This is a genomic window from Martelella sp. AMO21009 (genome assembly GCF_053484295.1).
This window is the reverse complement of sequence record NZ_JBAKFR010000004.1, coordinates 189,132-215,746: the sequence shown is the minus strand read 5'-3', so window position 1 is coordinate 215,746 and position 26,615 is coordinate 189,132. Positions and strand designations below refer to the sequence as shown.

Below are 26,615 nucleotides of genomic sequence, written 5' to 3'. Positions count from 1 at the left end.
TTTAATCGTCACAGTCCGAACTCCGCTCTGATGGCCGCGCTCTGCTCGCCGATCTTCGGGGCCGCGCGGCGGGTTTGCATGCGTTTGCCATCGACCCTGATGGGCGAGCGCGTGGTCTCGATCTCGATGCCGTCGTCCCGCGTCACGGTCTGCAGCATGTCGAGCACCTTGAAGCCGGCGTGATCCATGAGTTCCGGCCAGTCCAGCACCTTTGCGCACCAGACGTCCGCTGGCTCCAGAATGGAGAGCCAGTGTTCGGTGGTCTGCTCCTTCAGCGTCGCCGCGATGATGCGCTTGATGTCGTCGCGGGCGGAAAACCAGAGATCGGGCTTGCCGCGAAAGGGATCGAGCGCGTCGATCTTCAGCACATCGGCGAGCTGGTCGATCGGCATCATCGCCAACGCCAGATAGCCGTCTGCCGTCGGATAAACGCCATAGGGGGCGGAGAGATAGGCATGGGCCGAACGGAAGGAGGACCGCTTCGGCGGGCGTTTGCCGTCATTGAGGTGGGTGGTCAGCACCTCGAACTGGAAATCGATAAGCGCTTCGAGCAGGCTGGTCTCGACATGGGCGCCCCTGCCGGTGCGGCCCTGCTTCACCAGCGCGGCAAGCACGCCCTGGCAGAGTGCCGCGCCCGCCAGCATATCGGCGATGGCGAGCCCGAAGGGCACGGGACCCTGATCCTCGTCGCCGTTCAGCCACATCACGCCGGAGCGCGCCTGGGCGAGCAGGTCCTGGCCCGGACGGCCGACCCAGGGGCCTTCGTCGCCATAGCCGGTGATCGAGCCGTAGACGACGCCCGGATGAAAGGCCTTGACCGTCTCGTAATCGAGGCCGAGCCGGGAAATCACGCCGGGGCGGAAATTCTGCAGCACGACGTCGGCCTTGCCGATCAGCTTTCTGAGCGCCGCCAGGTCGGCCTCGTCCTTCATGTCGATGGCGAGGCTTTCCTTGGAGCGGTTGATGGCGTGGAAGATGGTCGAATCGCCGCCGATCTCGGTGTCGGAAAGATAGAGCCGGCGCGACAGGTCGCCCAGGCCGGGGCGCTCGATCTTGATCACCCGGGCGCCGAGATCCTGCAGGCGCAGCGAACAATAGGGGCCGGAGAGGAACTGGCACATGTCCAGCACCAGCACGCCGGCAAGCGGCAGGTCGTCAGTCTCAGCAGTCATGGTTTTTCCTTGATGGGCGTCGCGGGCGAGGCGCTAGACTGGTAGGCGGCCTCGACCAGCGCCATGGTGTTCCAGGCATCCTCGACGGAGGTGAACAGGCGGTCATCAGCGCCGGAGACGAAGCGCTGAAGATTGCTCATCACGCCGATAAAGGCATGCGGGAACCAGGTGCCGGAAAGCGGGATCTGCTGCCAGTCGCCGCCCTTTTCGCAGAACCACAATTCGTCCGGCACGCCCTTGGGATAGTTCAGATTGACCCCGAGCGTCGTCGTCGCCACGCCCTTCGTGCCTTCGAAGCGGAAATAGCAGTCCTGGAATTTCGGGCCGAAATCGTGATTGTGGTTGATCGACAGCACGGCGCGGACGGGCTCAGGATAATCGAGGATTGCAGAGGTGCGGGTCTGGGCCATCGTCGACAGCGGATGGCCCATGGTGCGGGCATGAACGCCGGCAGGATTGCCGAGGAAATGGCGGATCAGGTCGAGATAGTGGATCGAGTGCAGCAGGATCTCGACGCGGTCCATGGACTTCAGGAACGGCCACAGATCCCACGGCGTCATCATGTTGGCATGCATCTCGACATCGACCAGTTCGCCGAGCGCGCCGCTTTGGTAGAGATCGTGAATGGCGAGCATCATCGGTGAGAAACGGAGCTGGAAGTTCACCGCCGCCGTCAGATTCTTGGCCCTGCAGATCTCCAGAATTTGCGTCGCTTCATCGAGATTGCGGCCCATCGGCTTCTGTATCAGCACGGCCGCGCCGTCGGGGAGGCGCTTCAGCACGTCCAGATGCGCGACGGGCGGCAGGGCGAGGTCGAAGATCGCGTCGGGCACGGCCGCAGCTTCCTCGACGCTCGCAAACGGGGTGATGTCCCATTCAGCGGCGACCTTGGCGGTGCGCTCGGGATCGATGTCGTAGATGCCGGCGACCGGCAGGCCGGCCATGCGGTAGGCGGGCATATGGGCATCGCCCACGATCGAGCCGCCGCCGAAGATCACGATGGGGCGCGGGGCGCGAACCGCCGCCCAGCTTTGCGCCGGGTTGCGAGGATTTTCTGACACCTGCTCCTCCTTCAGGTTAGTGCGTCATTCTTATCTGAATAGATTATTCAAATTTGGATGGAATGCAAGGGGGCGCTTGTGGCGTTGCGCGTTTTCCAATCCGGCTGGCGGCGTTCATGTCGCAGCGGTGAAACGACCCCGCATACTCGACAAGCCCTTCGTTTCGCACTACGACGCTCGGGTTTTCCGATCACCGGAATATGCGTCGTGCAGTCTGCTGGCGCTATCCCGCTCATCGCAGCGCCAATACTCAAGAGGATGTTCATGAGCGAATTGCCGCCCTGTCCCAAATGCCAGTCGGTTTACACGTATGAAGACGGCGCGCTGTTGATGTGCCCCGAATGCGGCAATGAATGGTCGCCGGGAGCGGCTGAGAGCGACGCCCCGGCATTTACCGACGCCAATGGCAATCCGCTTGCCGACGGCGATACGGTGACCGTCATCAAGGACCTGAAGCTCAAGGGCTCCAGCCAGGTTCTCAAGGTCGGCACCAAGGTGAAGAACATCCGCCTCGTGGACGGCGACCACAATATCGATTGCAAGATCGACGGCTTCGGCGCGATGAAGCTGAAATCGGAATTCGTGAAGAAGATCTGAGGCGCGCTCCGGCACGCGCCCCAAAGCCCCTCAATCGAGGTGGAAAACGTCTTCCATCTCGATCCACCATTCGCCGTCCTTTGCCGTATCAAGCGGCTTCTGGCAGGGCATGCACACCCTCCACCATTCCTGCGTCTTGGGGTGGGCCGCCATCCTGGCCTGATCGGCCTCGTAATCGTCGCCGGTATACTCGTAATAGGAGAACAGCAGGTTTTCCGGCTCCCGGAAGAAGATGGTGTAGTTCTGGATGTTGCACTGCTTGATCATGTCCAGCACCTCCGGCCAGACATCTGCGTGCAGCCTCTTGTATTCGGCAACCTTGTCGGCGTTGAGCTTGATGACCATTCCTATGCGCTGCATGGGTCTCTCCGGTGTTTGATATCTAAAGGCGGTAAAGGCGCGTGGCGTTGACGGAGAACAGCTTCTCCTGTTCGGCGGGCGTTGCGTCCGCGACAATGTCCCTGACGCTCGCCACCCAGTCCTCGAGGCTCGCGTGGATGGTGCAAACCGGAAAATCCGATCCCCAGACGACGCGGTCGAAAGTGAAGGCTTCGAGAACGTGGGAGACGTAAGGGCGAAGCTTCTCCGTGCTCCAGTCCGCGCCGGCATAGGCGATGACGCCGGAAATCTTGGCGGTGATATTGGCGAGCCGCGCGCATTCGGAAATATGCTCTGCCCACGGCGAATAGGCGTCGTTCTCGATATCCGGCACGCCGCAATGGTCGAGCACGAACTGAACATCCGGGCACTTCTTCGCAAGGTCGATCGCAAGCGGAAGCTGGCGGGCGGAGAAGCAGAGATCGAAGGTCAGGCCGTGGGCGGAAAGCCGGCGGATGTTTTCCACGAAGAGCGGCGACTGCGAGAGTTCGTCAGGAACGACATGCAGCACGCGGCGAAGGCCGCGCACGCCGGGGATCGCGGCAATGCGCTCGAGATAGGCGGGAAAATCCGGGCTTTCCGGCCGGCAGGCGGCGATCGCGCCGGCGATCCTGTCGTGAGCACCGACCATGAAGGCGGTCTCGGCCTCCATGTCGCTCTCGGCGACATCGACCTCCATATGCAGCGCCGTGTCGATGCCAAGCTTTTCGGCGCGGGCGAAATAGTCCTCCGCCGTCTGCTGACGATCGAGCGCCGGGGCGTCGTTCAGCCAGGGATAGGAGAACCGGTCCTTGTAGACGAGGTGAAGATGGGTATCGATGATGCGCATTGTTCCTCCCTTGCCCTTGCGGGCCATCGTTTTGTGCTGCCGGGGTTACGGGTCGGCCCGACCCTTCGAAAGGCTGGCCGCGGCCGCGCGCACGAGTTTCAGCGTGCGTTCCCGGTCGCCGGCGATCGTGCGGTCGAGGCGTTCGGTATAGGGCGAGGTGACGACCGCCATCACCGAGCCGAGCGGGCCCATGACCGGCGCCGAAAGATTGGTGACGCCGGCGATCTGCTCGCTCGGCATCATCACGTAGCCATCGCGGCGGATGGTCTCCAGGCGAGCCTCCGTTTCAGGCGTCATCGTCTCGCCCGCCCCCTTCAGCATCAGCGCCCGGTTTTCGGGAGAGGAGAAGGCGAGGAAGACGAGGCCGGAGCCGGTCGAGGTCAGCTTCAGCCGCGTGCCGACCCGGACCGCAAGGCTCCAGTAGCTCGGTGCATCGACCTGGGCGACCACGACGGCGGCGTTGCGGTCGAACACGACGATGTGACAGGACTGGCCGGCCTCCTGCGCCACCTGCTGCAAGAGCGGCATCGCCTGGTTGACGAGCCGGCGCAGCGGCGGGCGGGCATGGACCAGTTCGAACATCTTCAGCGTGATCTCGTAGCGGTCCTCCGGCGTGCGGCGGATATATTCGCGGCGCACCAGCCGGTCGAGCATGCGGTAGATCTCGTTCGGCGTGCGCCCCAGCGATTTCGCGATTTCCGCCTGGCTCAACGAGCCGTCGGTCTCGGCCAGAAGCTCGAATATGTCGAGGCCCTTGTCGAGGGCGGGCGCGCGGTAACGATCGGCTTCATCTGTTGGCATTATCGATCCTCGAGTGATGGAGCGAATTTCACCCCGAATTTGCTGCGAAACTGCCGCTCTTCATCTCCAATATCAAGAGCGCCGTTGACGGCCTCGTCGAAATGATGCTTATATACGAATAGACTTTTCAAATATGGATGATCAAGTCTTTTCTGGGCTTGAACGGATAGGAGGAGAATGATGCGAATGAAACTTCTTAAAGCGACCCTCGTCGCTTGCTGCGCCGTTGGCGGCCTCGCCGCTTCGGCCCAGGCCGATGATTTCGACTATGGCAGCTTTCCGGACTATACGCTGAAGGTGAAGCTGATCGGCGGCACTCAATATGAGAAGCTCTATACCCGCATCCCCGAATGGGAGGAGATGACGGGCGCCAAGGTTGAGATCGTTTCTTCCAAGAATCACTTCGACCTTGATCGCGAGATCAAGCAGGACATCGCCGCCGGCGACATCACCTGGTGCGTCGGTTCCAACCACACCAGCTTCGCTCCGCAATATGGCAGCCTCTATATCGATCTGTCCGAATACATCCCGCAGTCCGAGCTCGACAAATATGTTCCGGGCACGCTGGAATCGGCAAAGGTTGACGGCCGCCTGGTCCAGCTTCCGCGCGTCACCGACGTTTCCAATCTCTATTATCGCAAGAGCCTCTACGCCGATCCGGCGAACCAGCAGGCGTGGAAGGAAAAATACGGCACCGACCTCGCGCCGCCGAAGACCTATGACGAATTCCGCGACCAGGTGATCTTCTTTGCCGATCCGCCGAACCTTTACGGCACTGCCTTTGCCGGTAAGGACGAGGGCATGTCGGGCCGGTTCATGGAAATCCTGCGCGCCAATGGCGGCGACATGTTCGACGACGAATTCCACCCGACCTTCAACTCACCCGAAGGCGTTGCCGCCCTGCAGTGGTTCATTGATGTCTATGATGCCGGCGCGGTTCCGGCCGGTACGGTCAACTATACCTGGGACGATATCGGTCAGGCCATGGCCGCAGGCCAGCTTGCGCTTGATCTCGACTGGCCGGGTTTTGCCGCCTTCTTCGCGGACCCGTCGTCCTCGAAGATCTCGGATGACCTCGGCTATGCCGTTGCCCCGGTCGGCTCGTCGGGAAAACGCGGCGGCTGGTCCGGTTCGCACTCCTTTTCGGTGACGCAGGATTGCGACAACAAAGATGCCGCCGTCTCGTTTGCCGTGTTCATGACCAATGACGAGAGCGAACTGATGGAAGCCAAGGCCGGCAACCTGCCGACCCGCACGGCGACCTATGACGAGGTGATTGCCTGGTTCAACGAGAACGGCAAGGAAAACCTCGCCGAGATGTTCCAGGTCTGGCAGGAATCGCTGGCCGATGCCCGCACCCCGCCGCTGATCCCGGAATGGATCCAGGTCTCGAACGTGCTGTGGCCCGAGCTGCAGGCCGCCATTGTCGGCGAGAAGACCCCGCAGGACGCGCTTGATGATGCCGCCGAAGAGGCGACCTACATCATGGAAGACGCCGGCTACTACTGAGTGGCCTTTCATATCGCCGCCGGCTTCAGGGCCGGCGGCGACATCGGCTTCGGCCGCACAGAGTTTCCGTTTTTCTTGAAATTTCCGAAGGCGCGACATGAAGTTCTTCAGGTCTCCGCAGGCGACGCCCTATCTTCTGCTGCTGCCGGCCATCATCGTCATTCTGGCGGTCGTGCTGGTGCCGCTCATCGTGTCGTTCTGGACGAGCTTCACCAGTTACAATCTGGTGCGGCCGGACTCGCTCTATAATTTCGTTGGCCTGCGCAACTACAAGCGCCTTATGGGCAATGAAGACTTCTGGTGGGCCTTCGGGCGCACCGTGGTGTTCATCACCATCGCGCTCAATCTGGAAATGCTGCTGGGGCTCGGCCTGGCGCTGCTCGTCAACCGCATCACCTGGGGCCAGCGCACGCTCAGAACCATCATGATGTTCCCGATGATGTTCTCGCCGATCCTCGTCGGCTTTCAGTTCAAGTATCTGTTCAACGATTCCGTCGGCCTCGTGAACAACGCGCTGTTTGCGCTCAACCTTATCGACAAGCCGATCCCGTGGTTGGTCAATGGTTGGCTTGCCAATTTCTCGATCATTGTCGCGGAAATGTGGATGTCGACCTCGATCTTCGCGATCCTGCTGATGGCCGGATTGCTGGCCATGCCGAAGGAGCCGATCGAGGCCGCCAAGGTCGATGGCTGCAATGCGCTGCAGGTGTTCCGCCACATCACGCTACCCTTCCTGATGCCGTTCATCTGGATTGCGATGACGATCCGCTCGCTCGATGTCGCGCGCGCCTATGACATGGTGAAGATCATGACCAATGGCGGGCCTGCAGGCCGTACCGAGCTGATCTGGACGCTGATGACGCGCACCGGCTATCAGAACTCGCAGATGGGCATGGCAAACGCCATGGGCTACATCTCGATCCTGCTCTCGATCGCCTTCACCATCATGTTCTATCGCAACCTGACGAAGGCCCGCGTCTTCATGGGAGGCGCGCAATGAGTGCTGCGGCAATGTCCATCGAAAAGCCCTGGCAGCGCTGGCTGCTTCGGATCACCCTGTTCATCGCGATGATGATCCTCGTCGTGCCCGGCGCCTGGGTGGTGCTAACCGCCTTCCGGCCCAATGTGGAAGTCATGGCGCGTCCGCCGATCTGGATCCCGCAGGACTGGACGCTCGACAACTTCCTCGGCATTTTCGGCCTCCTGCCGGATCGCCAGCAGGGCCTGCCGGTCGAGCGCTACTTCGTCAATTCGCTGGTGATCTCGCTGACCTCCACCGTGGTTGCGATCCTGGTCGGGATGATGGGCGGCTATGCCTTCGCCCGCTACCGGTTCAAGGGCAAGGGCGCGCTGTTCCTGTCCTTCATGCTGTCGCGCACCGTGCCGGGCGTGGCGCTGTCGCTGCCGCTCTTCATCCTGTGGAGCAAGATCGGGCTGATCGATACCAAGTTCGGGCTGATCCTCGTCTATATGGCGATCAACATCCCGTTCACGATCTGGCTGACCGATGGCTTCTTCCGCCAGATCCCGGCTGACCTGTCCGAAGCCGCGCAGATTGACGGCTGCACCCGCTGGCAGGCGTTCTGGAAGGTCGAGTTTCCGCTCGCCCGCTCGGGCCTGGCATCGGCCGGCATATTCGCCTTCCTGACGGCGTGGAACGAGTTCGCGCTCGCCAGCCAGCTCACCCGCACCACCGCGTCGAAGACCATGCCGGTCGGGCTGATGGACTTTACAGCCCAGTTCACCGTCGACTGGACCGGGATGAGCGCCATGGCCGTGCTGATCATCATTCCGGCGCTGATCCTCACCTTCATCGTACAAAAGCACCTGATTGCCGGACTGACGTTCGGCGGCGTGAAAGGATAATCCCGTGGCCGAAGTGCACCTTTCCAAAATCGTCAAGCGCTACGGTTCGCTTGAAGTCGTCCACGGCATCGACCTCGACGTTGCCCATAACGAGTTTGTCGTCCTCGTCGGTCCGTCCGGCTGCGGCAAGTCGACGACGCTCAGGATGATCGCCGGGCTGGAGGAAATCTCCGGCGGCGAGCTTCGCATCGGCGACCGCGTCGTCAACGCCCTGCCGCCGCGCTCGCGCAACATCTCCATGGTGTTCCAGTCCTACGCGCTCTATCCGCACATGACCGTGCGCGAAAATCTTGGCTTTGGGTTGAAGATTTCGGGCATGAGCCCGGAGGACATCAAGCCGCGGGTCGACGAGGCCGCCGGCATTCTCGGCCTCGAACCCTTCATGGACCGGCTTCCTGCCAATCTGTCCGGCGGCCAGCGTCAGCGCGTCGCCATGGGCCGCGCCATCGTGCGCCATCCGGACGTGTTCCTGTTCGACGAGCCGCTGTCCAACCTCGATGCCAAGCTGCGCGGCCAGATGCGCGTCGAGATCAAGAAGCTGCACCAGCGGGTCAAGACAACGGTCATCTACGTGACCCACGACCAGGTCGAAGCGATGACGCTTGCCGACCGGATCGTGATCATGCGCGACGGCTATGTCGAGCAGGTCGGCACGCCGACCGAAGTGTTCGAACACCCGGCCAACACCTTCGTTGCCGGCTTCATCGGCTCGCCGCCGATGAACCAGCTCGAGGCTGTGGCCGAGAACGGCGGCGCACGGCTTTCCGACGGCACGCTCGTGCCGCTGCCGGCCGACATTGCGCCGAAGGTCTCTGCCGGCGACAAGGTGGTGATCGGCTTCCGCCCGGACGCCTTCGCGCCGAAGGGCCACTCGCTTCACGCCGAAGACCGCTGGCTGGAGGTGAACCTGCCGGTGCTGATCTCGGAGCCGCTTGGCACCGAGACCATCATCTATACCGAGTTTGGCGGCAAGGAAGTGCAGGCGAAGATGCTCGATCCGCGTCCTCTCGAGGATGGCGAGCAGCTGGTCTTCACCCTCGACCTCGATCGCCTGCACGTCTTCGACGGCACGACCGGCAAGAGCCTGAGGGCCTGACATGGCGAAGATCGTCCGCGCCGAAATCCTGATGGTGGACCTGAAGCCGAAGGTCACGCGGGTCGATGCGATCCAGTCCTTCGTCTCTCAGGAAACACCGATCGTGCGCATCACCGATGCCGACGGCGTCACCGGCACGGGCTATTCTTACACGATCGGCACCGGTGGCCCTTCCGTCATGTCGCTTCTGGAAAAGACGCTGCTGCCGGCGATCATCGGCCGCGACGCCTTCGATATCGAGCGCATCTGGCGCGATCTTACCTTCCTCACCCACGCAACCACAGTCGGTGCCATCACCTCGATTGCGCTTGCCGCTATCGATACCGCGCTCTGGGACCTGAAGGCGATGAAACTCGGTCTGCCGCTCCATCGTCTTGCCGGTGGCGCGCAGGCGGATATCCCGCTTTACACCACCGAAGGCGGCTGGCTGCATCTGGAGGCCGAAGCCCTTGTCGATGATGCGCTGAAGGCCCAGGCGGATGGTTTTTCCGGCTGCAAGCTCAAGGTCGGCCGACCGCTTTCCGAAGATGCTGCCCGGATCGGCGCGGTGCGCGATGCCGTCGGTCCGGCCTTCGAGATATTCACCGACGCCAACCAGGCCTTCAATGTCGACGAGGCGGTGCGTCGCGCCGCCGTCTACCAGCGGCTCGATATCGGTTGGCTGGAGGAGCCGCTTCCGGCTGACGATATCGAGGGCCATGCCGTGCTCTCGCGCCACACATCGGTGCCCATTGCCATCGGCGAAAGCCTCTACTCCGCCTCGCATTTCCGCGAATATCTGGAGCGCCGCGCCGCATCCATCATCCAGGTCGATGTCGGACGCATTGGCGGCATCACGCCGTGGCTCAAGGTCGCGCACATGGCGGAGTGCTTCAACGTCGCGGTCGCGCCGCACTTCCTGATGGAGTTGCACGTCTCGCTCTGCGCCGCCGTTCCCAATGCGCGCTGGGTTGAGTACATTCCGCAGCTCGATGCGATCACGCTCTCCGGCATGACCATCCGCGCCGGCCGCGCCGTCCCCTCCGACGAGCCCGGCCTCGGCATCGCCTGGGATTTCGAGGCGATCGCCCGCATGACGGTCGACGGCTCGCAGAAGACAATTACATGAAGGATACGCCCATGACTGATCTGACCGGCAGGACCTGCCTCATCACCGCCGCCGCGCAAGGCATCGGCGCGGCCTCCGTCAAGGCCTTTGCCAGCGCCGGCGCGAAGGTGATCGCGACCGATATCAATGCCGAGAAACTCGCCGAACTGGAAGGCATGGACGGCGTTACCACCCGGCTTCTGGACGTGCTCTCGGATGAGGCTGTTGCCACCGCCGCGCGCGAAATCGGCCCTGTCGACATCCTGTTCAATTGCGCCGGCGTCGTCCATAACGGCTCGGTGCTGGACATGAAGGACGGCGACCTCGACTTCGCCTACGACCTCAACGTCAAGGCCATGGTGCGCACGGTGCGGGCGTTCCTGCCTGGCATGATCGAGCGCGAATATGGCGTCATCATCAACATGTCGTCGGTCGCCTCGTCGCTGAAGGGCGTGCCGAACCGCTTCGCCTATTCGACCACCAAGGCGGCTGTGATCGGCCTCACAAAGTCGATCGCCGCCGATTACGTGACCAGGGGCATCCGCTGCACGGCCATCTGCCCCGGCACGGTCGACAGCCCCTCGCTGCAGGAACGGTTGAAGGCGACCGGCGATTATGAGAAGGCACGGGCCGATTTCATTGCCCGCCAGCCCATCGGCCGCATTGGCACGCCGGAGGAGATCGCCGATCTCGCCGTCTACCTCGCCGGCGCGACCTACACCACCGGCCAGGCCCACATCATCGACGGCGGCTGGACCGCCTGAGCCGCCGCAAGATAGAGTTCACGACATGACCACCATCACTGGACTTTCCGTCCACGACCTGCGTTTCCCGACCTCCGCCAAGCTCGACGGTTCGGACGCGATGAACCCCGATCCGGATTACTCCGCAGCCTATGTCATCCTCTCGACCGACGGTCCGCATCAGGGTCACGGACTGACCTTTACCATCGGCCGCGGCAACGAGGTTGTCTGCGCCGCGATCCGCGCGCTTGAAGCCCGCATGACCGGCCTTTCGCTCGACTGGATCGCCGAAAACCCGGGCCGCTTCTGGCGGCATGTGACCGGCGACAGCCAGTTGCGCTGGATCGGCCCGGACAAGGGCGCGATGCATCTGGCGACAGGAGCGGTGGTCAACGCCGCCTGGGACCTGATGGCGAAAGCGGCAGGCAAACCGGTCTGGCAGCTCGTCGCCGACATGACGCCGGAACAGCTCGTCTCGATCGTGGACTTCCGCTACCTCACCGACGCGATCACGCCGGAGGAGGCGCTTGCGATCTTCCGCAAGGCCGATGCCGGCAAGGCCGAACGCATCGCCGAGCTGAAGGCGAACGGCTACCCCTGCTACACGACCTCCGCCGGCTGGCTCGGCTACAGCCACGACAAGCTTCGCCGTCTTGCCCAGGAAGCCGTCAATGCCGGGTTCACCCATATCAAGATGAAGGTCGGGCAGGACCGCGACGAGGATGTCGCGCGGCTGAAGATCGTGCGTGAGGTGATCGGCGAGGACCGCACGCTGATGATCGACGCCAATCAGGTCTGGGAGGTCGATCAGGCGATCGACTGGGTCAAGGCGCTCTCGCCGTTCCGGCCCTATTTCATCGAGGAGCCGACGAGCCCGGACGATGTCGCCGGCCACAGGAAGATCCGCGAGGCGGTGGCGCCGGTGAAGGTCGCGACCGGCGAGATGTGCCAGAACCGCATCCTGTTCAAGCAGTTCATCGCCGGCGGCGCGATCGATATCGTCCAGATCGACGCCTGCCGCATCGGCGGGCTGAACGAGGTGATTTCCGTGCTGCTGATGGCCGCGAAATTCGGCCTGCCGGTCTGGCCGCATGCCGGCGGCGTCGGGCTTTGCGAATATGTCCAGCACCTGTCGATGATCGATTATCTGGTGGTCTCCGGCACCAAGGATGGCCGCGTGATCGAATATGTCGATCACCTCCACGAGCATTTCGTTGATCCCTGCCGGATCGAAAACGCGGCCTACATGCCGCCGGAAAAGCCTGGCTTTTCCATCGAGATGAAGCCAAAAACGCTTCTGGACTTTGCCCATTCGGCGGCATAAGCCGCAATAAGGAGTAAGAATATGAAATTGCTACGCGTTGGCGCCAAGGGCGCCGAACGTCCCGCCATCCTGCACGCCGACGGCAGCTATCGCGATATTTCCTCGGTCGTCGAAGACATCGCCGGTGACGTGCTTTCCGAGGTCGGTCTGGCGAAGATTGCAGCGGCCGATGTCGACAGCCTGCCGGTGCTGCCGGCCGATTCCCGCATCGGCGCCTGCGTCGGCAAGGTCGGCAAGTTCATCTGCATCGGCCTCAACTATGCCGACCATGCCGCCGAGACGGGCGCGGCGATCCCCGAGGAGCCGATCATCTTCATGAAGGCGACCAGCGCCATCGTCGGCCCGAATGACGATGTCCGCATCCCGCGCAACTCGAAGAAGTCCGACTGGGAAGTCGAGCTCGGCGTCGTCATCGGCAAGGAGGCCCGCTATGTCGACGAGGCCGACGCCATGGGCTATGTCGCGGGCTATTGCGTCGTCAACGACATGTCAGAGCGTGAATTCCAGATCGAGCGTTCCGGCCAGTGGGTCAAGGGCAAGAGCGCCGACACGTTCGGCCCGATCGGCCCCTGGCTCGTTACCCGCGACGAGGTTGCCGATCCGCAGAACCTTGCCATGTGGCTCGAGGTCGACGGCCATCGCTATCAGAACGGTTCGACCAAGACGATGATCTTCGGCGTGCAGCATGTCATCAGCTACCTGTCGCAGTTCATGAGCCTGCAGCCCGGCGACATCATCTCCACCGGCACGCCGCCCGGCGTCGGTATGGGCCAGAAGCCGGAACCGGTCTATCTGAAGGAGGGCCAGACCATGCGGCTTGGCATCGAGGGTCTCGGCGAGCAGACCCAGAAGACGATCGCCTGGAACGCTTAACCATTGTGGCGCCCTCTCAAGAGCGACGAGCCGTTGGCATTTGCCTTGACGAACCCGGCGAGGAAGCCCTTCGCCGGATTTTTGATGGCGCCGACCACGAGGTTCCGCCGCTTTCCATGCAATTTTCTCTCAACTGGGCCAGACCGGCAAGATCGTCGCGCCCGATCTCTACCTCGCCGTCGGCATCCCGGGCGCGATTCAGCACCTTGCTGGCATGACGGTTTCCCAGGTTATCGTCGCGATCAACCATCGAGGCGGATGACCTTGCCGTTCAGCATCGGATTTTCGATGATGAAGCGCGCGAGCCTTGCATATTCCTCCGGCTGACCGAGCCGCGCGGGGAAGGGGACCGACTGGCCGAGACTGTCCTGCGCCGCCTGGGGCAGGCTCTTCAGCATGGTGGTCTCGAAAATGCCCGGCGCGATGGTGCAGACGCGGATGCCGAGCGATGCGCCCTCGCGCGCGGCCGGCAGCGTCAGTCCGACGACCTCGCCTTTCGGGGCGGCATAGGCGGTCTGGCCCTCATAGGCCGCGATCGATGCGGTGTTGACCGCGACCGCGCGTTCGCCGGTCTCCAGCGGAGCCTCGCCCGCCGCCGTTTCAAACAGCATGCGAAGGGTGGCGAAGGTGCCGATCAGGTTCACGTTGATGGCCCTGACGAAGGCATCGAGCGGCATCGTGCCCTTGCTCGAGACGATCTTCTGCGCCGGCGCAATACCGGCGCAGTTGACAAGGATGCGCGGCGCGCCATGGGCGGCGATGGCCGCGGCAAACGCGGCCTCGACCGAGGCGGCGTCAGAAACGTCGCAGCGCAGCGCCAGACCGCCGATGGCGGCCGCATCCGCGCGGTGGCCGCGCCAGGCCCGGAGCCGCCGCCGGTCACGATTGCCAATTGCCCCCGGATTTTCTTATGCGATCCTTCCTGTTCCGGTCAGGCTGCTGGAGTGATTACTCCAGAGTAAGATGGATTCTGCGTAGAATATTCCCTTTGTCGCGGGATCGGCGGCAAGGACCGCCGGAGAGCGGATCGACGAGGGGTTTTTGGGATTGACGATAACTCTACTCAAGAGTAACCATGGGTTCAATGCAAGGTTGGAGGACCCATGAGCGCGCAGGATCGACCAAACCCGTCCCCCTGGGGGAGCCTGAAGGACCGGGCGAGCATTCAGAAGCGCAAGCGTGAGGCCGTGCTTGAAACCGCCGTGCGCCATTTCAACGCGCGCGGGTTCGTGGCCACATCGATGGATGACGTCGCGGCGGAGCTCAACGTCACCAAGCCGACGATCTATCACTATTTCAGGAACAAGGACGAGGTCCTGTTCGCCTGCGTGCGCCGGGGGCTTGAGGCTCTCAGCGAGGCCGCCGTCGAGGCGTCCGGAGAGCGCGGGCCCGGCCTGTGGCGGCTGGCGCAGGTGATGCGGCGCTACGGCATGATCATGACCCAGGATTTCGGCCGGATCATCACGCGGACCGGCGATTTCGAACTGTCCGATGAAAGCCGCGCCACGTTCCGCGCGCTCAAGCGCGAGATCGATCTGACCATGCGCTCTCTGGTGCAGGAGGGGATCGACGACGGGTCGATCAAGGGCACGGACGCGCGGATGATCACCTTTACCATCACAGGAGCGCTGAACTGGATCGGCCGCTGGTACGATCCGCAGGGCGCCATGCCCGCCAGGGACGTGGTGGATGGCGTGGTGGCAACGCTGCTGGCCGGTCTTGAAGCCTGAGGAGGATATGAAACTGCCTGTTCCCGACAAGATTGCGACGGGGCTGCGTGCGCCCGTCATCGTTTCGCCGATGTTCCTGACGTCGGGCCCGGACCTCGTCTCGGCCTGTTGCGGCAAGGGGCTCATCGGCACGTTTCCGGCGCTGAACCAGAGGACAGTCGAGGGGTTTTCCGACTGGCTCACCATGATTGAGGAGCGCCGCGCCGCCGCCGGGCGTGCGGCGGTCTATGGCGTCAACCTGATCGTGCACAAGACCAATCCCCGCCTTGCGGCCGACCTCGAAGTCGTGGTGAAGCACAAGGTGCCGCTGGTCATCACCTCGCTCGGCGCCGTGCCGGATGTGGTCGATGCTGTCCATTCCTATGGCGGGATCATCCTGCATGATGTGATCCGCACCCGCCACGCCGAAAAGGCGGTGGAGGCCGGGGTGGACGGGATCGTCGCGGTCGCCGCCGGCGCCGGCGGGCATGCCGGGCTTATGAGCCCGTTCGCGCTGGTGGGCGAGATCCGGTCGTTCTTCGATGGCATCGTCGCGCTTGGCGGCGCGATCAGCAACGGCCGCGATGTCGCCGCCGCGCGGGTGATGGGGGCGGATTTCGCCTATATGGGCACACGCTTCATGGCCACGAACGAAGCTCTGGTCAGCGATGCGCAAAAGCAGATGATGGTCTCTTCAAGCGCCGCCGACGTGCTCTACACCAGGAACATTTCCGGGGTCCACGCGAACTTCCTCAGGCCTTCCATCGTTGCCGCCGGGCTCGATCCGGACAATCTTCCCGACCATCAGGAACTCGACATGAGCAACGAGGCGCGGGCCTGGAAGAACGTCTGGTCGGCCGGCCAGGGCGTCGGCGCCATCCATGATGTGCGATCCGCCGCCGAACTTGCCGACGCGCTGGTCGCCGAATATCGCGCGGCGATGCGCGGGGCGGCGCGCGATCCGTTCCTGGAGGACGCGGCATGAGCGGCGCGCCGGTCGAGATCACCTTCGCGGATGGGATCGGACGCATCACCTTCAACCGTCCCGAGGCCATGAACGTGGTGGATGTGGCGACGGCGGTCGCGTTTCGCGACGGCGTCCGCGCGCTTGCGGCAGAGCCCGGTCTGCGGGTCATCGTGCTTTGCGGGGCTGGCCGCGCCTTCATGGCCGGGGGCGACCTCGCGAGCTTTCGCCGGGCCCAGGACCGCGGCGGCTTTGCCCATGAACTGATTGCCCCGATTCATGAGGGGCTGGCAGCCCTCTTTGAATGCCGGGCGATCTCGATCGCCGCTGTCAACGGCGTTGCGGCTGGGGCGGGGATGAGCGTCGCGCTTGCCGCCGACTTGTGCCTGGCGGGGCAGTCCGCCTCCTTCTCCACGGCCTATGTGCGGGTCGCCGGTCCCGGTGACTGCGGCATCACCTGGGCCCTGCCGCAACTGGTGGGGCCGCGCAAGGCACTGGAACTGATGCTGCTGTCGCCCGCCATCGACGCAAACGAGGCTCTGCGGCTGGGGCTCGTGAACCGCGTCGTCGCCGATGAGGCGCTGGCGGCGGAGACGGATCAACTGGCCGCGCGGCTCGCGGCCGGTCCCGCAGGCGCGATGGCGCGGATCAAGGAACTAATCCGCAGGCCGCGTGTCGACTATGCCTCTCACCTCGATGCCGAACGCGAGGCCTTTGCCGCCTCGGCGGCGGAACCCGCTTTCGACGAGGCGCTGGAGGCTTTCTTCAATAAACGCAAACCGGACTTTACGGCAGGCTGATATGACTTTGGACACACAGGATCACCCCGTCGCGCTTTTTGCAGCCGAGACCGGCATCAGCCGGGCGGCCGTCATCGGCGCGGGAAGCATGGGCGCAGGCATCGCGGCGCAATTCGCCAATGCGGGCATTCCCGTCGAACTGCTCGACATCGCGGGCGAGGAGAACCGCAACGGGCCGGCCGAGGCTGGGATCGCACGGCAGATCAAGGCGCGCGGCTTCATGGGCGAGAGCGGGCCCGCGCTCGTGCGAGCGGGCAATGTCGAGGATCATCTCGATCGCCTGGCGAACTGCGACTGGATCGTCGAGGCGATTGTCGAGCGGCTGGAGCTGAAGCGGGCGCTCTACCGCGGAATAGAGCAGGTGCGCCGGCCGGGATGCATCGTATCGTCGAACACTTCGACCATTCCGCATTCGGAATTGGTCGGTGGATTGCCGGAAAGCTTCGTTCGCGATTTCGTTATCACCCATTTCTTCAATCCGCCGCGCGTGATGCAATTGTTCGAGCTCGTGACGACGTCTCAGACCGATCCCGCCATCACCGCGCGGGCGCGCGCCGCGGCCGAAGCGGTGCTCGGCAAGACCGTCGTCGACTGCCGCGACACGCCAGGCTTCATCGCCAACCGGATCGGCTGTTTCTGGATGGCCGCCGCCGCGATCGAGGCGGTGCGGATGGGACTGACGGTCGAGGAGGCTGATGCCGTTCACGGAACCTTCGGCGTACCGCGCACCGGCGTTTTCGGCCTGTTCGATCTCATCGGCATCGATCTCGTGCCGCAGGTATGGGCAAGCCTGCTTTCGGCATTGCCGCCTTCGGACCGCCTGCATCGCTTCAACCTGCCCGCCGATGAAACCATGACCGCAATGATCGCCGCCGGGCGTTTCGGTCGCAAGGCGGGCGCCGGCTTCTACCGTAAGGGCGATGCGGGACTGGAAGCGCTCGACCTCGTCACCCGCGACTATCGCCCGCTTCAGCCTGTAGCCCCCGCTTCCCTGCCGGCTGGCGGGCGCGATGCCGGCGCGATGCTTTCGGCGGAAGGCAGGCTCGGCGATTACGCGCGTGTGGTGTTTGCCAACGTGCTTTGCTATGCCGCAGAAAACGGCGCCGAGATCGCCGGCGATGTCGAGGCGATCGATACCGCCATGGCGCTCGGCTATGGCTGGCGGCAGGGGCCCTTTGCGCTTGCCGACCGGGCGGGCGCTGCGCGGGCCGCCGACATCGTGCAGGCGGTCCTTGGCGAAACGCCGGCGCTTGTCGCGCGGGCGCGCGCGGAAGGCGGGTTCTATCGTGACGGCCTTGCGCTGTCGGTTGCCGGCGGCCGCGTTGCCGCGCCAGTGGTGGCGCGTCCGGGCCTTTCGGAGGCGAAATCGGCCGCTCCGGTTCTCGCCACCGAAGGGGCGAGCCTGTGGGACATGGGCGAGGGCGTCGGCTGTTTCGAGGCGCACACCAAGATGAATGCCCTGCATCCGACCGTCTTCGACGCGCTGGAGCAGGCGCTTGAGGCTGCGCCGGGCCGCTTCCGTGCGCTGGTCATCGGCAATGACGATCCGCGCGCCTTCTCGGTCGGCGCCGACCTGACCTTCATCCTCGGCATGACGCGCACCGGCGATTTTGCGGCGCTGGAGCGTTATATCCGGCGCGGCCAGGAGCTCTATCTCGCGCTGAAATACGAGAACCTGCCCGTAGTGGCGGCAATGCATGGCTATGCGCTGGGCGGCGGCTGCGAGTTCGCCCTGCATGCCGATGCGATCGTCGCCCATGCCGAACTGATCGCCGGCTTGCCCGAGGTGAATGTCGGCCTGATCCCGGCCTGGGGCGGCTGCACCCAGCTTGCCCTGCGCAACCAGATGCTGGGACTGGATGCCGATGGCGCGGCGCGCAGGACCTTTGCCGCCATCCATGCGGCTCGGCCCTCGACCTCGGCGGAGGAGGCGCGCGCCATGGCCATCCTGCGCCCCGGCGACCGGCACGTCATGGCCCGCAGCCTGCTGCTCGATGCCGCGAAGGCGCGAGCGATCGCTCTCGCCGAAGCCGGATACGCGCCGCCCGAGCGCGCCCGCATCGCCCGCCCTGGTCCCGCGGCCGGCGATCAGCTGATCGCGGAGCTTGAGGGGACGGCGAGCGAGGCCGATATCGCGATTGCGCGCGCGCTTGCCGGCGTGGTCTGCGGCGAAACCGCCGACACGATCGACGAGGCCGCCATGATGGCCGAGGAGCGCGCCGCTCTGCTCGCCCTTGGCGCAACCGAAACCACCGCAGCCCGGATGGAGCACATGCTCAAGACCGGCAAACCCCTGAAAAACTGAGGAGGAAGGACATGGCTGAAGCCTATATCGTCGCCGCGCGGCGCCCCGCCGGCGGTCGCCGCAAGGGGCGGCTTCGGGAATGGCATCCGGCGCGTCTTGCCGCCGTCGTGCTGGAGGACCTCGTATCGCAGACCGGGATCGACCCGGCGCTGATCGAGGATGTGATCATGGGCTGCGTCAGCCAGGGCGGCGAACAGTCCACCCAGGTTGGCCGCAATGCAATCCTTGCCTCCGCGCTGCCCGACAGTATCCCCGCGGTAACCATCGACCGGCAATGCGGTTCGTCCCAGCAGGCGGTGCAGTTCGCAGCGCAGGCGGTGATGTCCGGCACCCAGGATATCGTGATCGCCGCGGGCGTCGAGAGCATGACGCGGGTTCCCATGGGCTCGCCCGTCACGCTCTATCGCGATGCCGGGCTGGGGATCGGCCCCTATGCCGACGCGGTGGTCGCCCGCTACGGCACGCGCGACATTTCGCAATTCATCGGCGCCGAGATGGTGGCGGAAAAACACGGCCTGACCAAGGACGCGATGGACGCCTTCGCGCTGCAGAGCCACCAGCGAGCAATCGCCGCGACGCGCGCGGGCGCCTTCGCCGACGAAATCATCCCGCTGGACGGGGTCGACGAGAACGGCAATGCCGTTGCCCATGACACCGACGAGGGCATTCGTTTCGATGTGACGCTCGAGGGCATTGCGGGCGTCCGGCCGCTCACCGACAAGAACCTGATCACCGCCGCCACGGCGAGCCAGATGTGCGACGGGGCTTCAGGCGTCATGGTGGTCTCGGAGCGGGCGCTGAAGGCGCACGACCTCACGCCGCTTGCCCGCATCCACACGCTTTGCGTGACGGCGGGCGATCCGATCATCATGCTGGAAGAGCCGTTGCGGGCCACGGATTTAGCCTTGAGGAAGGCCGGAATGCGGATCGGCGACATCGACATGTTCGAGGTGAACGAGGCCTTCGCCTCCATTCCGCTCGCTTGGCTCAAGCATACCGGCGCGGACCCCGATAAGGTCAATGTCAATGGCGGCGCGATCGCGCTCGGCCATCCGCTGGGCGCGACCGGCACGAAGCTCATGACGACGCTGATCCATGGCTTGCGCAGGCGCGGCAAGCGATACGGTCTCCAGACCATGTGCGAGGGCGGCGGCATCGCCAACGTGACCGTGCTCGAAGCGCTCTGAGTTTGAAGACCGCGCGCCGCCGTCTCGCGCTGCGCGGTCTTGCCCGTCCGGTTGAACGGTCAGGCTGTCAGGGCCCGGCCGATTACAATTTTCTGGATGTCGCTGGTGCCTGCGTAAATCTGGCACACCCGCACGTCGCGGTAGATCTTCTCGACGGGATAGTCCTCGACATAGCCGTAGCCGCCGAAGATCTGCAGCGCGTCGGAGACGACGCGTTCCGCCATTTCCGAGGCAAAGTGCTTGGCCATCGAGGCTCCCTTCGGCGCGGGCGAAGTTGCGCTCTGAGCGCCGCGTTGCCCTGACACGGGCAAGGCGACGCAACGCTTACCCGATCAGGTGATGCGCTGGATGCTGGCGGCGATCTCGTCGGGCTCGAAAACCTTTTTCCAGTCGTCGCGCATCAGCGCCGGCTTGCCGAATTCGATGGCCTTGTTGCAGGCGTCGGAGAACTGGCCGCCCTTGACCTCGTCGAAGATCACGGCGCCGAGAATATTCATGTGGCCGAGCAGGAAGTCGCGCGCGCAGTCATAGCTGACGCCCCGGGCGACCACCTCGTCCATGGCCTCGCGCATGACGACCAGCAGCGAGGCGCATACGGTTTCCGAAAGGCCGGGCTCCAGCAGCGCCATCTGTTCGACGGTCACGCGATAGGTGCGGGCCACCGGCGCGTAGATCGCCTTTGCGATGGCATCGCCTAGCGCATAATGTTCTTCCGGGCCCTGCATCAGCGCGTTGACCACGCCCTGCTCGGCGGCAACGCCGCCGAAATGGTCGTTGCGGCCGGCTTCGGTCGCCTCGTTGTTGAAGATCGGCGGATGACAGGGATGCGAGACGAAATAGGTGATGTCGTCGCGCTCCGGCAGGTGGCCGGCGAAGGGGGCTGCCGCGTCGAGAATCACCACCATGGTGCCCGGCGCCAGATCCTTGACGAACCCCGCCGCCACCTTGCCGATGGCCGTATCCGGCACCGCGAGGATGACGACATCGGCTCCCTTGAGCCCGATCGCCGCATCCACGGCATCAATGCCCACTTCCGATTTCAGCCGCGCCTTGCCCGCTTCGCTGACCTCAATATGGCGCACCTCGAAATCGGTTTTCGCCAGATTGCGTGACAGGCGGACGCCCATTTTACCGCCAGCGCCGAACAATGCGACTTTCGTCATTTTTCAGTTTACCTCCCATGGAGTCATGTCTTGTTTATCTGGTATGATCAGATAATATGTAGGTGATAATGTCAATCGATGATTGAGCCAAATTTTGCAAGCAGGAGCGCATGACCGCATGACAGACAGCGCGAGGCCCAGACTGGCCTGGTTTGGGGATGATTTCACCGGTTCGGCCGCCGTTATGGAGGTGCTGGCCTTCGCCGGGTTGAGCGCGGTCCTGTTTTCCGATGTGCCGAGCCCGGCACTCGCGAAGCGTTTTGCCGGAGCCGATGCGCTGGGCATCGCCTCCACCGCCCGCAGCCACGGGCCGGAATGGATGGCGGCCAATCTGCCGGGGCCGCTTACCTGGCTCGATGCCACCGGCGCGGAGATCCTGCATTACAAGATCTGCTCGACCTTCGATTCCTCGCCGGCCGCCGGCAATATCGGCCGCGCCATCGAGATCGCGCTGGAAATCCGCGAATCGCAGGCCGTGCCGCTGGTAACAGCGGCCCCGCAGATGCGCCGCTACCAGTCCTTCGGCCATCTCTATGCCGGAATATTCGAGGGCGTCTTCCGCCTCGACCGCCATCCCGTCATGGCCCGCCATCCGGTCACGCCGATGGACGAGGCCGACCTGTTGCGCCACCTCGCCCGCCAGACCGACCTTCCCTCCGCACTGATCGATCTCGAGGCGCTGTGGTCGGACAACGCCTCCACCGCGCTCGATGCGGCGATTGTGGCCGGCGCGAAGGTCATCTCGCTCGATGACATGGAACCCGTCAGCGAACTGGCCGTTGGCCGGCTGATCTGGGAAAATCGCGACCGGCTCCGGCTTGCCGTCGGCTCCCAGGGGCTGGAATACGCGCTTGTCCGCCACTGGCAGGACACCGGCGAGATCGCCCCGCCGCCGCCGGTAAAAAGCGCCGGTCCCGTCGAGCAGATCGCCTCGATCTCCGGCTCGGTCTCGCCGAGCACCGCGCGGCAGATCGCGTGGTCGGCGGAGAACGGGTTTGAAATCATCGGTTTCGATGCCGCAAGCGTGGTCGGCGATGAAGCCGGCATCGAATCGGAGATCGCGCGCGCCACGGCAGCCGCCCTCGGCGCGCTCGAAACCGGCGCCAGCGTTCTGGTGACATCCGCCCAGGGCCCCGACGATCCGCGCGTTGCCGCCTTCCTCGCCGCGCTTTCGGCATCGTCGCTCGATTTCGAAGCCGCCAATGCCCGGATCGGCAAGGCGCTCGGCCGGATTCTCGACCAGGTGCTGGTGAAATCCGGTCTGCGCCGCGCGGTCATTTCCGGCGGCGATACCTCCGGCCACGGCATGCGCGCGCTCTGCATCGAGGCGCTGACGGCGCTCGCGCCCACCATTCCGGGTGCTGCCCTTTGCCTCGGCCACAGCGAAGGCCGTCACGATGGGCTCCAGATCGCGCTGAAGGGCGGACAGATGGGCTCGGAGGACTTTTTCGGCTGGATCCGCGAGGGCGGCGGTCCGCGGTAATTAGTTTTAGCGCGCGCCCGGACGGAAAACCGGAATCCACTTTTCCTGGCCGCGCTGATCAACTCTTCATCTGAAACACGTCGCGGGTGCGCTCAAGGTGATGGCGCATTTCCTCGATAGCGCCGTCCACGTCGTGATCGGCGATGTGGTCAACGATCTTGTCGTGTTCGGCCAGCGTCAGCTCCTCGCCGCCGGAGCGGTGCAGCAGGCTGACATGATATTCGAACAGCCAGCCGAGCATGGCATCCGAGACTGAGACGATGATCGGGTTATCGGTGAGCGAGGCGATCTTGCGGTGGAACTTCATGTCCGTGCCGATGAAGGCGGTTGCGTCCCCAAGCTGACTGCGCTGCAGCGCCACGAGGTCGCGAAGCTCGGCGACATCGGCGTCTGTCGCCTTTTCGGCCGCCACCCGCACCATGCCGAGTTCGAACATCTGGCGGGCATGTTTGAGGTGGTCGAGATTGGCGGGCGCGGCACTCAGCACCAGCCGGGCAAGCTCGTCGGACTGGGTCAGGATCGTCGCGGGGTTGATCTCCTTCACCCGCGAGCGCTCGCCGTGATTGATGGTGATCAGGCCGCTGTTGTGCAGCGATTGCAGCGCCTCGCGCACTGCGGGCCGTCCCACGCCGAAGCGCTCCATCAGGGCGCGTTCGGACGGCATGTAGTCGCCGGGCTTCAACTCGCCGCTGCGGATCATGTCGTGCATTCGTTCCAGCACCTGGTCTGATAGCTTGCGGCGAACGATCCTGTCGCCTGCCTGTGCCCTGTTCATCACGCCCTGCTCTCCGGTGTTGTCGCTGCCGCCCTTTTAGAAAGATAGTTCTTCCGCCGCAATTAGTTGAGTCCCGTCACGGTCACCTTTGTCCTTATACCCGGCTCCGCGGTAGCCGTGACCGAAATTGCGTCAGCGCCAGTCGAAAGGCTGCAATCCGTCAAGCATCCGATCGGTGAGGTTGGCCGTAAACTCATGACCGTCTTCAAGGGCGAGCCGCGCCAGGCCGCCCTTGATCGTCGCGGCGATCACCTTCTTCCCTGCGCATCCGGCAAGCGCTTCCAGCACCCATGCAAGCGGCGAGGGCGTGCCATCCTCGCATAAGAGCCCGCGCGGGCCGTAAAGCGCCGCCGGCGTCCAGACCGCGACATCGAAGGGCGCCAGCGCGATCGCGAGCCCCAGCGCATAGGCCGCGCCGAAGGCGGCGAAATGGCGCGGGTCGAAATCGGCCATGCAGACCCGGCCCCGATCCGGATTGGGAATGGTGCGCGCGCCATAGGGGTTCTGCCGCATGGCGATTGTCGCCGGGCCGATGCGATAGGCGCACTCGCCGATGATCGCGCGGGCCGAGTGGGCGATATGCGGGATCGTCTCCAGCGTCTCCATCACCGAGATATCGTCCGCGGCATGCACGATCGGGCACAGGCCGTGGGTGACGAAATCGAGGTGATGCAGCGGCGGTCGCTTGCGGTTCAGCTCGGGAAAGAAGCTCGCCATGCCGCCGCCGCGCGGGGTGTCGGGAAAGGCTTCGGCAGCGGCCGCATGGATCTCGTCCAGCGGCGGACAGGGCGGCCATTTCGAGCCAGGCGGGGTCGACTGTCGATCGACCGAGGGACATACGAAAACCGATGCCGGGACCAGCCCCGATGCGGCCACGACGGCCGCATGGGCCGCCAATTCGTCTGCCGGACTTTCGCCGTCGGCGAAACGACAGATCAGTTCCAGATCATAGGCAGGCTCCGGCAGCGCCGCCTGAAGCGCGGCAAAGGCCGCCATCTGCGGGCCGGCCGGCTCTGCCGCGGCATCGACATGGCAGAGCAGGCGCTGCGGGCTGACGATATCGAAATCCGCGCGATTGGCGGCCAGCCGCAGCGCATCGCTCGCCGTCAGCACCAGCGCCGTCTCGGGGAAACGAGCGGTCCGGAGGTCGGGGGCGGGAGCCGGCGCAACGGCAGCGGCATCCGCCTTCCACGTGATCTCGACGGATTGCGACAGGGTTTCGCCATCGGCGATCTCATAGGGCCATGGCAGCGCCAGCGGGCGATTATAGGTCTTGTACGAGGCATCGCCCCATTGCCGCTGATCCTCCATCTCGAAGACATCGCCGGCAAAGGCGGTCCGCACCGCAAAACCATTGGCGCGGTGTTCCAGCCCGGCGATGTCCATGAAGGGCTGCCACGGTTCGATTAGCGCCGGAAAGGCCCCGTCCTCGACGCTGCCATCGGCATGGGTAACGCGGGCCGGTGCCCCGGCAACGCCCTTGATCGGGTGCAGGACGGTAAAACCGGCGCGATTGGTTTCGAAATTCCCGATGGCGCGGCCTTCGGCTTCAACCCTCAGCCTGTCGGCGGCAAGCGTGATGCGGACGGTGACGTCGAGCCGGGCATCGCCCGAGCGGAACACCATCGGGATTGCGAGACGAAGCGCATCATCCTGCTCGCGGCTGATCGCGCCGATCTCCGGCACGATCGTGCCCCAGTCGCGATCGCGCGCCAGGAAGGCGACCGAGCGGATGATCTCGGTTCTGCGAACGGCAAGGTGGCGGAGCGCGCCATCCTGCAGCGTCACCGCCACGTCGCCATGGCTCAGGCGCTCAAGCGGCGCCGGTTGCTGGCTGGTGCCGTAAAGGGAAACGGGATCGCTCACAATTCCTCCAGCCTGACGGTCCGGCCCTCGGCCGCTGAAAGATAGGCGGCCTCGACCAGCGCGAAAGTGTTGAGATTGTCGGCGCCGGAGGTTTCGGGCACGCGAGCCTCGCCGATGCATTCGACGAAATGCTGCTGGATGATCGCCACGCTTTCCTGAATGTTGTGCCAGGGCCGTTCCGCCCAGGGAAGCACCGGCGGAGCGACATCGCGGGTCTCGTTGCCGCCGCCGGCCTGAATGGTGAGGCGATAGCCCGCATCGAGCCGCAGCGTGCCCTCCGTTCCGTCGATTTCCAGCAGCGTTTGCGGAAAGGTTTCCGGCTCGCGTCTGGTGGCATAGGAGCAGTCAACCACGCTGGTAACTCCACCCTGATGGACAAGCAGCATGGTGGCGACATCCTCGCCCCTGATCTTCGGATTGACCCGTTTTGTGCTGGCCGTGATCGCCGAAACCTCGCCGAACAGCGCCCGGGCGATATCGAGAATATGGATGCCGAGATCCTCGATGATGAAGCGCTTGCCCTCTGCAAGATAGGGCTGACCGGCATAGACGTCGTAGCCGGAGCGGAAGGAAACCCGGCCGAAGAAGGGCGTGCCGATCGCGCCGGATCGCAATGCCTCGATTGCCGCGCGTACTGCCGATTGCCAGCGGAAGTTTTCGTGCACCATCAGCACCTTGCCGGCGTTATCGGCGGCAGCGACCATGGCGCGGGCATCAGCCATATTCTCGGCGAACGGCTTCTGGCAGATGATGTGGACGCCGGCCTTCGCCGCCGCCTCCACCAGCGGGCGGTGCGAGGGCGCGGTGGTGGCGATATCGACGAAATCAAAACCGCCATCGGCAAACATCTGGTTCGCATCGCTGTAACGCCGTTCGATTCCGAACTGATCGCCCGCCTCGGCAAGCCGCCCGGCATCGCGGTCGCAGATCGCCACGATCTCGACGCCGTCGATATCGCGCCAGGCGTGGAGCTGATTGCGGGCAAAGAAGCCACAGCCGATGAGAGCGCCCTTCATGACAACCTCTT

General features: G+C 64.2%; 24 protein-coding genes and 3 pseudogenes. 16 read left to right on the top strand and 11 right to left on the bottom strand.

Annotation, left to right across the window (positions count from 1 at the left end; translation table 11 throughout):
* Window positions 1-8: 8 nt before the first annotated feature.
* Together V6766_RS07225 and V6766_RS07220 are read right to left on the bottom strand one after the other, a co-directional pair.
* Entirely contained in the window at window positions 9-1,172 is a 1,164-nt protein-coding gene (locus tag V6766_RS07225) for a CaiB/BaiF CoA transferase family protein (protein WP_448464963.1), read from the bottom strand.
* The gene (locus tag V6766_RS07220; RefSeq protein WP_448464961.1) at window positions 1,169-2,233 is read right to left on the bottom strand and encodes a Gfo/Idh/MocA family protein; all 1,065 of its coding nucleotides are present in this window, start codon (window positions 2,231-2,233) and stop codon (window positions 1,169-1,171) included. Before V6766_RS07220 ends, V6766_RS07225 begins: the two co-directional genes overlap by 4 nt.
* A 264-nt stretch (window positions 2,234-2,497) precedes the next feature.
* On the opposite strand from V6766_RS07220, the gene V6766_RS07215 reads away from it, so the two are divergent.
* Window positions 2,498-2,830: a zinc ribbon domain-containing protein YjdM gene (locus tag V6766_RS07215; RefSeq protein WP_448464959.1), complete on the top strand. Its 333-nt coding sequence runs from the start codon at window positions 2,498-2,500 to the stop codon at window positions 2,828-2,830.
* Window positions 2,831-2,860: 30 nt separating this feature from the next.
* Here the strand turns inward: V6766_RS07215 and V6766_RS07210 are convergent, their stop codons facing one another.
* Genes V6766_RS07210 through V6766_RS07200 form a run of 3 tightly spaced genes read right to left on the bottom strand, consistent with a single transcriptional unit; the run spans window position 2,861 to window position 4,838 of the window.
* The gene (locus tag V6766_RS07210) at window positions 2,861-3,190 is read right to left on the bottom strand and encodes an L-rhamnose mutarotase (protein WP_448464957.1); all 330 of its coding nucleotides are present in this window, start codon (window positions 3,188-3,190) and stop codon (window positions 2,861-2,863) included.
* Between the two features lie 22 nt (window positions 3,191-3,212).
* Window positions 3,213-4,037: an amidohydrolase family protein gene (locus tag V6766_RS07205; protein WP_448464955.1), complete on the bottom strand. Its 825-nt coding sequence runs from the start codon at window positions 4,035-4,037 to the stop codon at window positions 3,213-3,215.
* Window positions 4,038-4,082: 45 nt separating this feature from the next.
* Window positions 4,083-4,838, bottom strand: a complete 756-nt coding sequence (locus V6766_RS07200; RefSeq protein WP_448464953.1) for an IclR family transcriptional regulator — start codon at window positions 4,836-4,838, stop codon at window positions 4,083-4,085.
* Between the two features lie 186 nt (window positions 4,839-5,024).
* Between V6766_RS07200 and V6766_RS07195 the strand changes: the two genes are divergently transcribed.
* The 9 genes and pseudogenes from V6766_RS07195 to V6766_RS07155 all read left to right on the top strand — a co-directional run.
* Window positions 5,025-6,347: an ABC transporter substrate-binding protein gene (locus V6766_RS07195; protein ID WP_448464951.1), complete on the top strand. Its 1,323-nt coding sequence runs from the start codon at window positions 5,025-5,027 to the stop codon at window positions 6,345-6,347.
* Between the two features lie 97 nt (window positions 6,348-6,444).
* Window positions 6,445-7,347: a carbohydrate ABC transporter permease gene (locus tag V6766_RS07190; RefSeq protein ID WP_448464949.1), complete on the top strand. Its 903-nt coding sequence runs from the start codon at window positions 6,445-6,447 to the stop codon at window positions 7,345-7,347.
* Window positions 7,344-8,213, top strand: a complete 870-nt coding sequence (locus V6766_RS07185; protein ID WP_448464947.1) for a carbohydrate ABC transporter permease — start codon at window positions 7,344-7,346, stop codon at window positions 8,211-8,213. Before V6766_RS07190 ends, V6766_RS07185 begins: the two co-directional genes overlap by 4 nt.
* A 4-nt stretch (window positions 8,214-8,217) precedes the next feature.
* Window positions 8,218-9,309 (top strand): ABC transporter ATP-binding protein, encoded by a 1,092-nt coding sequence (locus V6766_RS07180; protein ID WP_448464945.1) that lies wholly within the window; start codon window positions 8,218-8,220, stop codon window positions 9,307-9,309.
* Between the two features lies 1 nt (window position 9,310).
* On the top strand, window positions 9,311-10,417 hold the full coding sequence (locus V6766_RS07175) for a mandelate racemase/muconate lactonizing enzyme family protein (protein WP_448464943.1): 1,107 nt from the start codon (window positions 9,311-9,313) through the stop codon (window positions 10,415-10,417).
* A gap of 11 nt (window positions 10,418-10,428) precedes the next feature.
* Window positions 10,429-11,160, top strand: a complete 732-nt coding sequence (locus V6766_RS07170; RefSeq protein WP_448464941.1) for an SDR family oxidoreductase — start codon at window positions 10,429-10,431, stop codon at window positions 11,158-11,160.
* Window positions 11,161-11,185: 25 nt separating this feature from the next.
* Entirely contained in the window at window positions 11,186-12,463 is a 1,278-nt protein-coding gene (locus tag V6766_RS07165) for an L-fuconate dehydratase (protein ID WP_448464939.1), read from the top strand.
* Window positions 12,464-12,484: 21 nt separating this feature from the next.
* Window positions 12,485-13,336: a fumarylacetoacetate hydrolase family protein gene (locus V6766_RS07160; protein WP_448464937.1), complete on the top strand. Its 852-nt coding sequence runs from the start codon at window positions 12,485-12,487 to the stop codon at window positions 13,334-13,336.
* Between the two features lie 130 nt (window positions 13,337-13,466).
* A pseudogene (locus tag V6766_RS07155) lies at window positions 13,467-13,583 on the top strand (FAD-binding protein); the annotation flags it as partial.
* Here the strand turns inward: V6766_RS07155 and V6766_RS07150 are convergent.
* Window positions 13,579-14,240: pseudogene (locus tag V6766_RS07150) on the bottom strand (SDR family oxidoreductase). The pseudogenes V6766_RS07155 and V6766_RS07150 sit on opposite strands and share 5 nt — an antisense overlap.
* 199 nt (window positions 14,241-14,439) lie before the next feature.
* Between V6766_RS07150 and V6766_RS07145 the strand changes: the two are divergent.
* Genes V6766_RS07145 through V6766_RS07125 form a run of 5 tightly spaced genes read left to right on the top strand, consistent with a single transcriptional unit; the run spans window position 14,440 to window position 20,301 of the window.
* Complete coding sequence (locus V6766_RS07145; RefSeq protein WP_448464935.1) at window positions 14,440-15,066, top strand: TetR/AcrR family transcriptional regulator; 627 nt, start codon at window positions 14,440-14,442, stop codon at window positions 15,064-15,066.
* 7 nt (window positions 15,067-15,073) lie between these two features.
* Window positions 15,074-16,030 (top strand): NAD(P)H-dependent flavin oxidoreductase, encoded by a 957-nt coding sequence (locus V6766_RS07140; protein ID WP_448464933.1) that lies wholly within the window; start codon window positions 15,074-15,076, stop codon window positions 16,028-16,030.
* Complete coding sequence (locus V6766_RS07135; RefSeq protein ID WP_448464931.1) at window positions 16,027-16,809, top strand: enoyl-CoA hydratase-related protein; 783 nt, start codon at window positions 16,027-16,029, stop codon at window positions 16,807-16,809. Before V6766_RS07140 ends, V6766_RS07135 begins: the two co-directional genes overlap by 4 nt.
* A 1-nt stretch (window position 16,810) precedes the next feature.
* On the top strand, window positions 16,811-19,114 hold the full coding sequence (locus V6766_RS07130) for a 3-hydroxyacyl-CoA dehydrogenase/enoyl-CoA hydratase family protein (RefSeq protein ID WP_448464929.1): 2,304 nt from the start codon (window positions 16,811-16,813) through the stop codon (window positions 19,112-19,114).
* An 11-nt stretch (window positions 19,115-19,125) separates the two neighbouring features.
* Window positions 19,126-20,301, top strand: a complete 1,176-nt coding sequence (locus V6766_RS07125) for an acetyl-CoA C-acetyltransferase (protein WP_448464927.1) — start codon at window positions 19,126-19,128, stop codon at window positions 20,299-20,301.
* A 59-nt stretch (window positions 20,302-20,360) separates the two neighbouring features.
* On the opposite strand, the pseudogene V6766_RS07120 reads toward V6766_RS07125, so the two are convergent.
* Both V6766_RS07120 and V6766_RS07115 read right to left on the bottom strand, forming a co-directional pair.
* Window positions 20,361-20,570: pseudogene (locus V6766_RS07120) on the bottom strand (acyl-CoA dehydrogenase family protein); the annotation flags it as partial.
* Between the two features lie 63 nt (window positions 20,571-20,633).
* Window positions 20,634-21,464 carry a phosphogluconate dehydrogenase C-terminal domain-containing protein gene (locus V6766_RS07115; RefSeq protein ID WP_448464925.1) on the bottom strand — a complete coding sequence of 277 codons (831 nt, stop codon included), beginning with the start codon at window positions 21,462-21,464 and terminating at the stop codon, window positions 20,634-20,636.
* A gap of 118 nt (window positions 21,465-21,582) precedes the next feature.
* On the opposite strand from V6766_RS07115, the gene V6766_RS07110 reads away from it, so the two are divergent.
* Entirely contained in the window at window positions 21,583-22,947 is a 1,365-nt protein-coding gene (locus tag V6766_RS07110; RefSeq protein WP_448464923.1) for a four-carbon acid sugar kinase family protein, read from the top strand.
* Between the two features lie 58 nt (window positions 22,948-23,005).
* Here V6766_RS07110 and nanR read toward each other — a convergent pair whose 3' ends face one another.
* From nanR to V6766_RS07095, 3 genes are all read right to left on the bottom strand, one after another.
* Window positions 23,006-23,722, bottom strand: a complete 717-nt coding sequence (gene nanR / locus V6766_RS07105) for a transcriptional regulator NanR (RefSeq protein WP_448464921.1) — start codon at window positions 23,720-23,722, stop codon at window positions 23,006-23,008.
* Window positions 23,723-23,854: 132 nt separating this feature from the next.
* Window positions 23,855-25,588, bottom strand: coding sequence for a hypothetical protein (locus tag V6766_RS07100; RefSeq protein WP_448464919.1), 1,734 nt, complete (start codon window positions 25,586-25,588; stop codon window positions 23,855-23,857).
* Window positions 25,585-26,604: a Gfo/Idh/MocA family protein gene (locus V6766_RS07095; RefSeq protein WP_448464917.1), complete on the bottom strand. Its 1,020-nt coding sequence runs from the start codon at window positions 26,602-26,604 to the stop codon at window positions 25,585-25,587. The genes V6766_RS07100 and V6766_RS07095 overlap by 4 nt, the downstream gene beginning before the upstream one ends.
* Window positions 26,605-26,615 lie beyond the last annotated feature (11 nt).

Coding starts and splice junctions, on each gene's coding strand:
- V6766_RS07225 (WP_448464963.1), bottom strand. CDS start 1,172: ATGACTGCTGAGACTGACGACCTGCCGCTTGCCGGCGTGCTGGTGCTG.
- V6766_RS07215 (WP_448464959.1), top strand. CDS start 2,498: ATGAGCGAATTGCCGCCCTGTCCCAAATGCCAGTCGGTTTACACGTAT.
- V6766_RS07210 (WP_448464957.1), bottom strand. CDS start 3,190: ATGCAGCGCATAGGAATGGTCATCAAGCTCAACGCCGACAAGGTTGCC.
- V6766_RS07205 (WP_448464955.1), bottom strand. CDS start 4,037: ATGCGCATCATCGATACCCATCTTCACCTCGTCTACAAGGACCGGTTC.
- V6766_RS07200 (WP_448464953.1), bottom strand. CDS start 4,838: ATGCCAACAGATGAAGCCGATCGTTACCGCGCGCCCGCCCTCGACAAG.
- V6766_RS07195 (WP_448464951.1), top strand. CDS start 5,025: ATGAAACTTCTTAAAGCGACCCTCGTCGCTTGCTGCGCCGTTGGCGGC.
- V6766_RS07190 (WP_448464949.1), top strand. CDS start 6,445: ATGAAGTTCTTCAGGTCTCCGCAGGCGACGCCCTATCTTCTGCTGCTG.
- V6766_RS07185 (WP_448464947.1), top strand. CDS start 7,344: ATGAGTGCTGCGGCAATGTCCATCGAAAAGCCCTGGCAGCGCTGGCTG.
- V6766_RS07175 (WP_448464943.1), top strand. CDS start 9,311: ATGGCGAAGATCGTCCGCGCCGAAATCCTGATGGTGGACCTGAAGCCG.
- V6766_RS07170 (WP_448464941.1), top strand. CDS start 10,429: ATGACTGATCTGACCGGCAGGACCTGCCTCATCACCGCCGCCGCGCAA.
- V6766_RS07165 (WP_448464939.1), top strand. CDS start 11,186: ATGACCACCATCACTGGACTTTCCGTCCACGACCTGCGTTTCCCGACC.
- V6766_RS07160 (WP_448464937.1), top strand. CDS start 12,485: ATGAAATTGCTACGCGTTGGCGCCAAGGGCGCCGAACGTCCCGCCATC.
- V6766_RS07145 (WP_448464935.1), top strand. CDS start 14,440: ATGAGCGCGCAGGATCGACCAAACCCGTCCCCCTGGGGGAGCCTGAAG.
- V6766_RS07140 (WP_448464933.1), top strand. CDS start 15,074: ATGAAACTGCCTGTTCCCGACAAGATTGCGACGGGGCTGCGTGCGCCC.
- V6766_RS07135 (WP_448464931.1), top strand. CDS start 16,027: ATGAGCGGCGCGCCGGTCGAGATCACCTTCGCGGATGGGATCGGACGC.
- V6766_RS07130 (WP_448464929.1), top strand. CDS start 16,811: ATGACTTTGGACACACAGGATCACCCCGTCGCGCTTTTTGCAGCCGAG.
- V6766_RS07125 (WP_448464927.1), top strand. CDS start 19,126: ATGGCTGAAGCCTATATCGTCGCCGCGCGGCGCCCCGCCGGCGGTCGC.
- V6766_RS07115 (WP_448464925.1), bottom strand. CDS start 21,464: ATGACGAAAGTCGCATTGTTCGGCGCTGGCGGTAAAATGGGCGTCCGC.
- V6766_RS07110 (WP_448464923.1), top strand. CDS start 21,583: ATGACAGACAGCGCGAGGCCCAGACTGGCCTGGTTTGGGGATGATTTC.
- nanR (WP_448464921.1), bottom strand. CDS start 23,722: ATGAACAGGGCACAGGCAGGCGACAGGATCGTTCGCCGCAAGCTATCA.
- V6766_RS07095 (WP_448464917.1), bottom strand. CDS start 26,604: ATGAAGGGCGCTCTCATCGGCTGTGGCTTCTTTGCCCGCAATCAGCTC.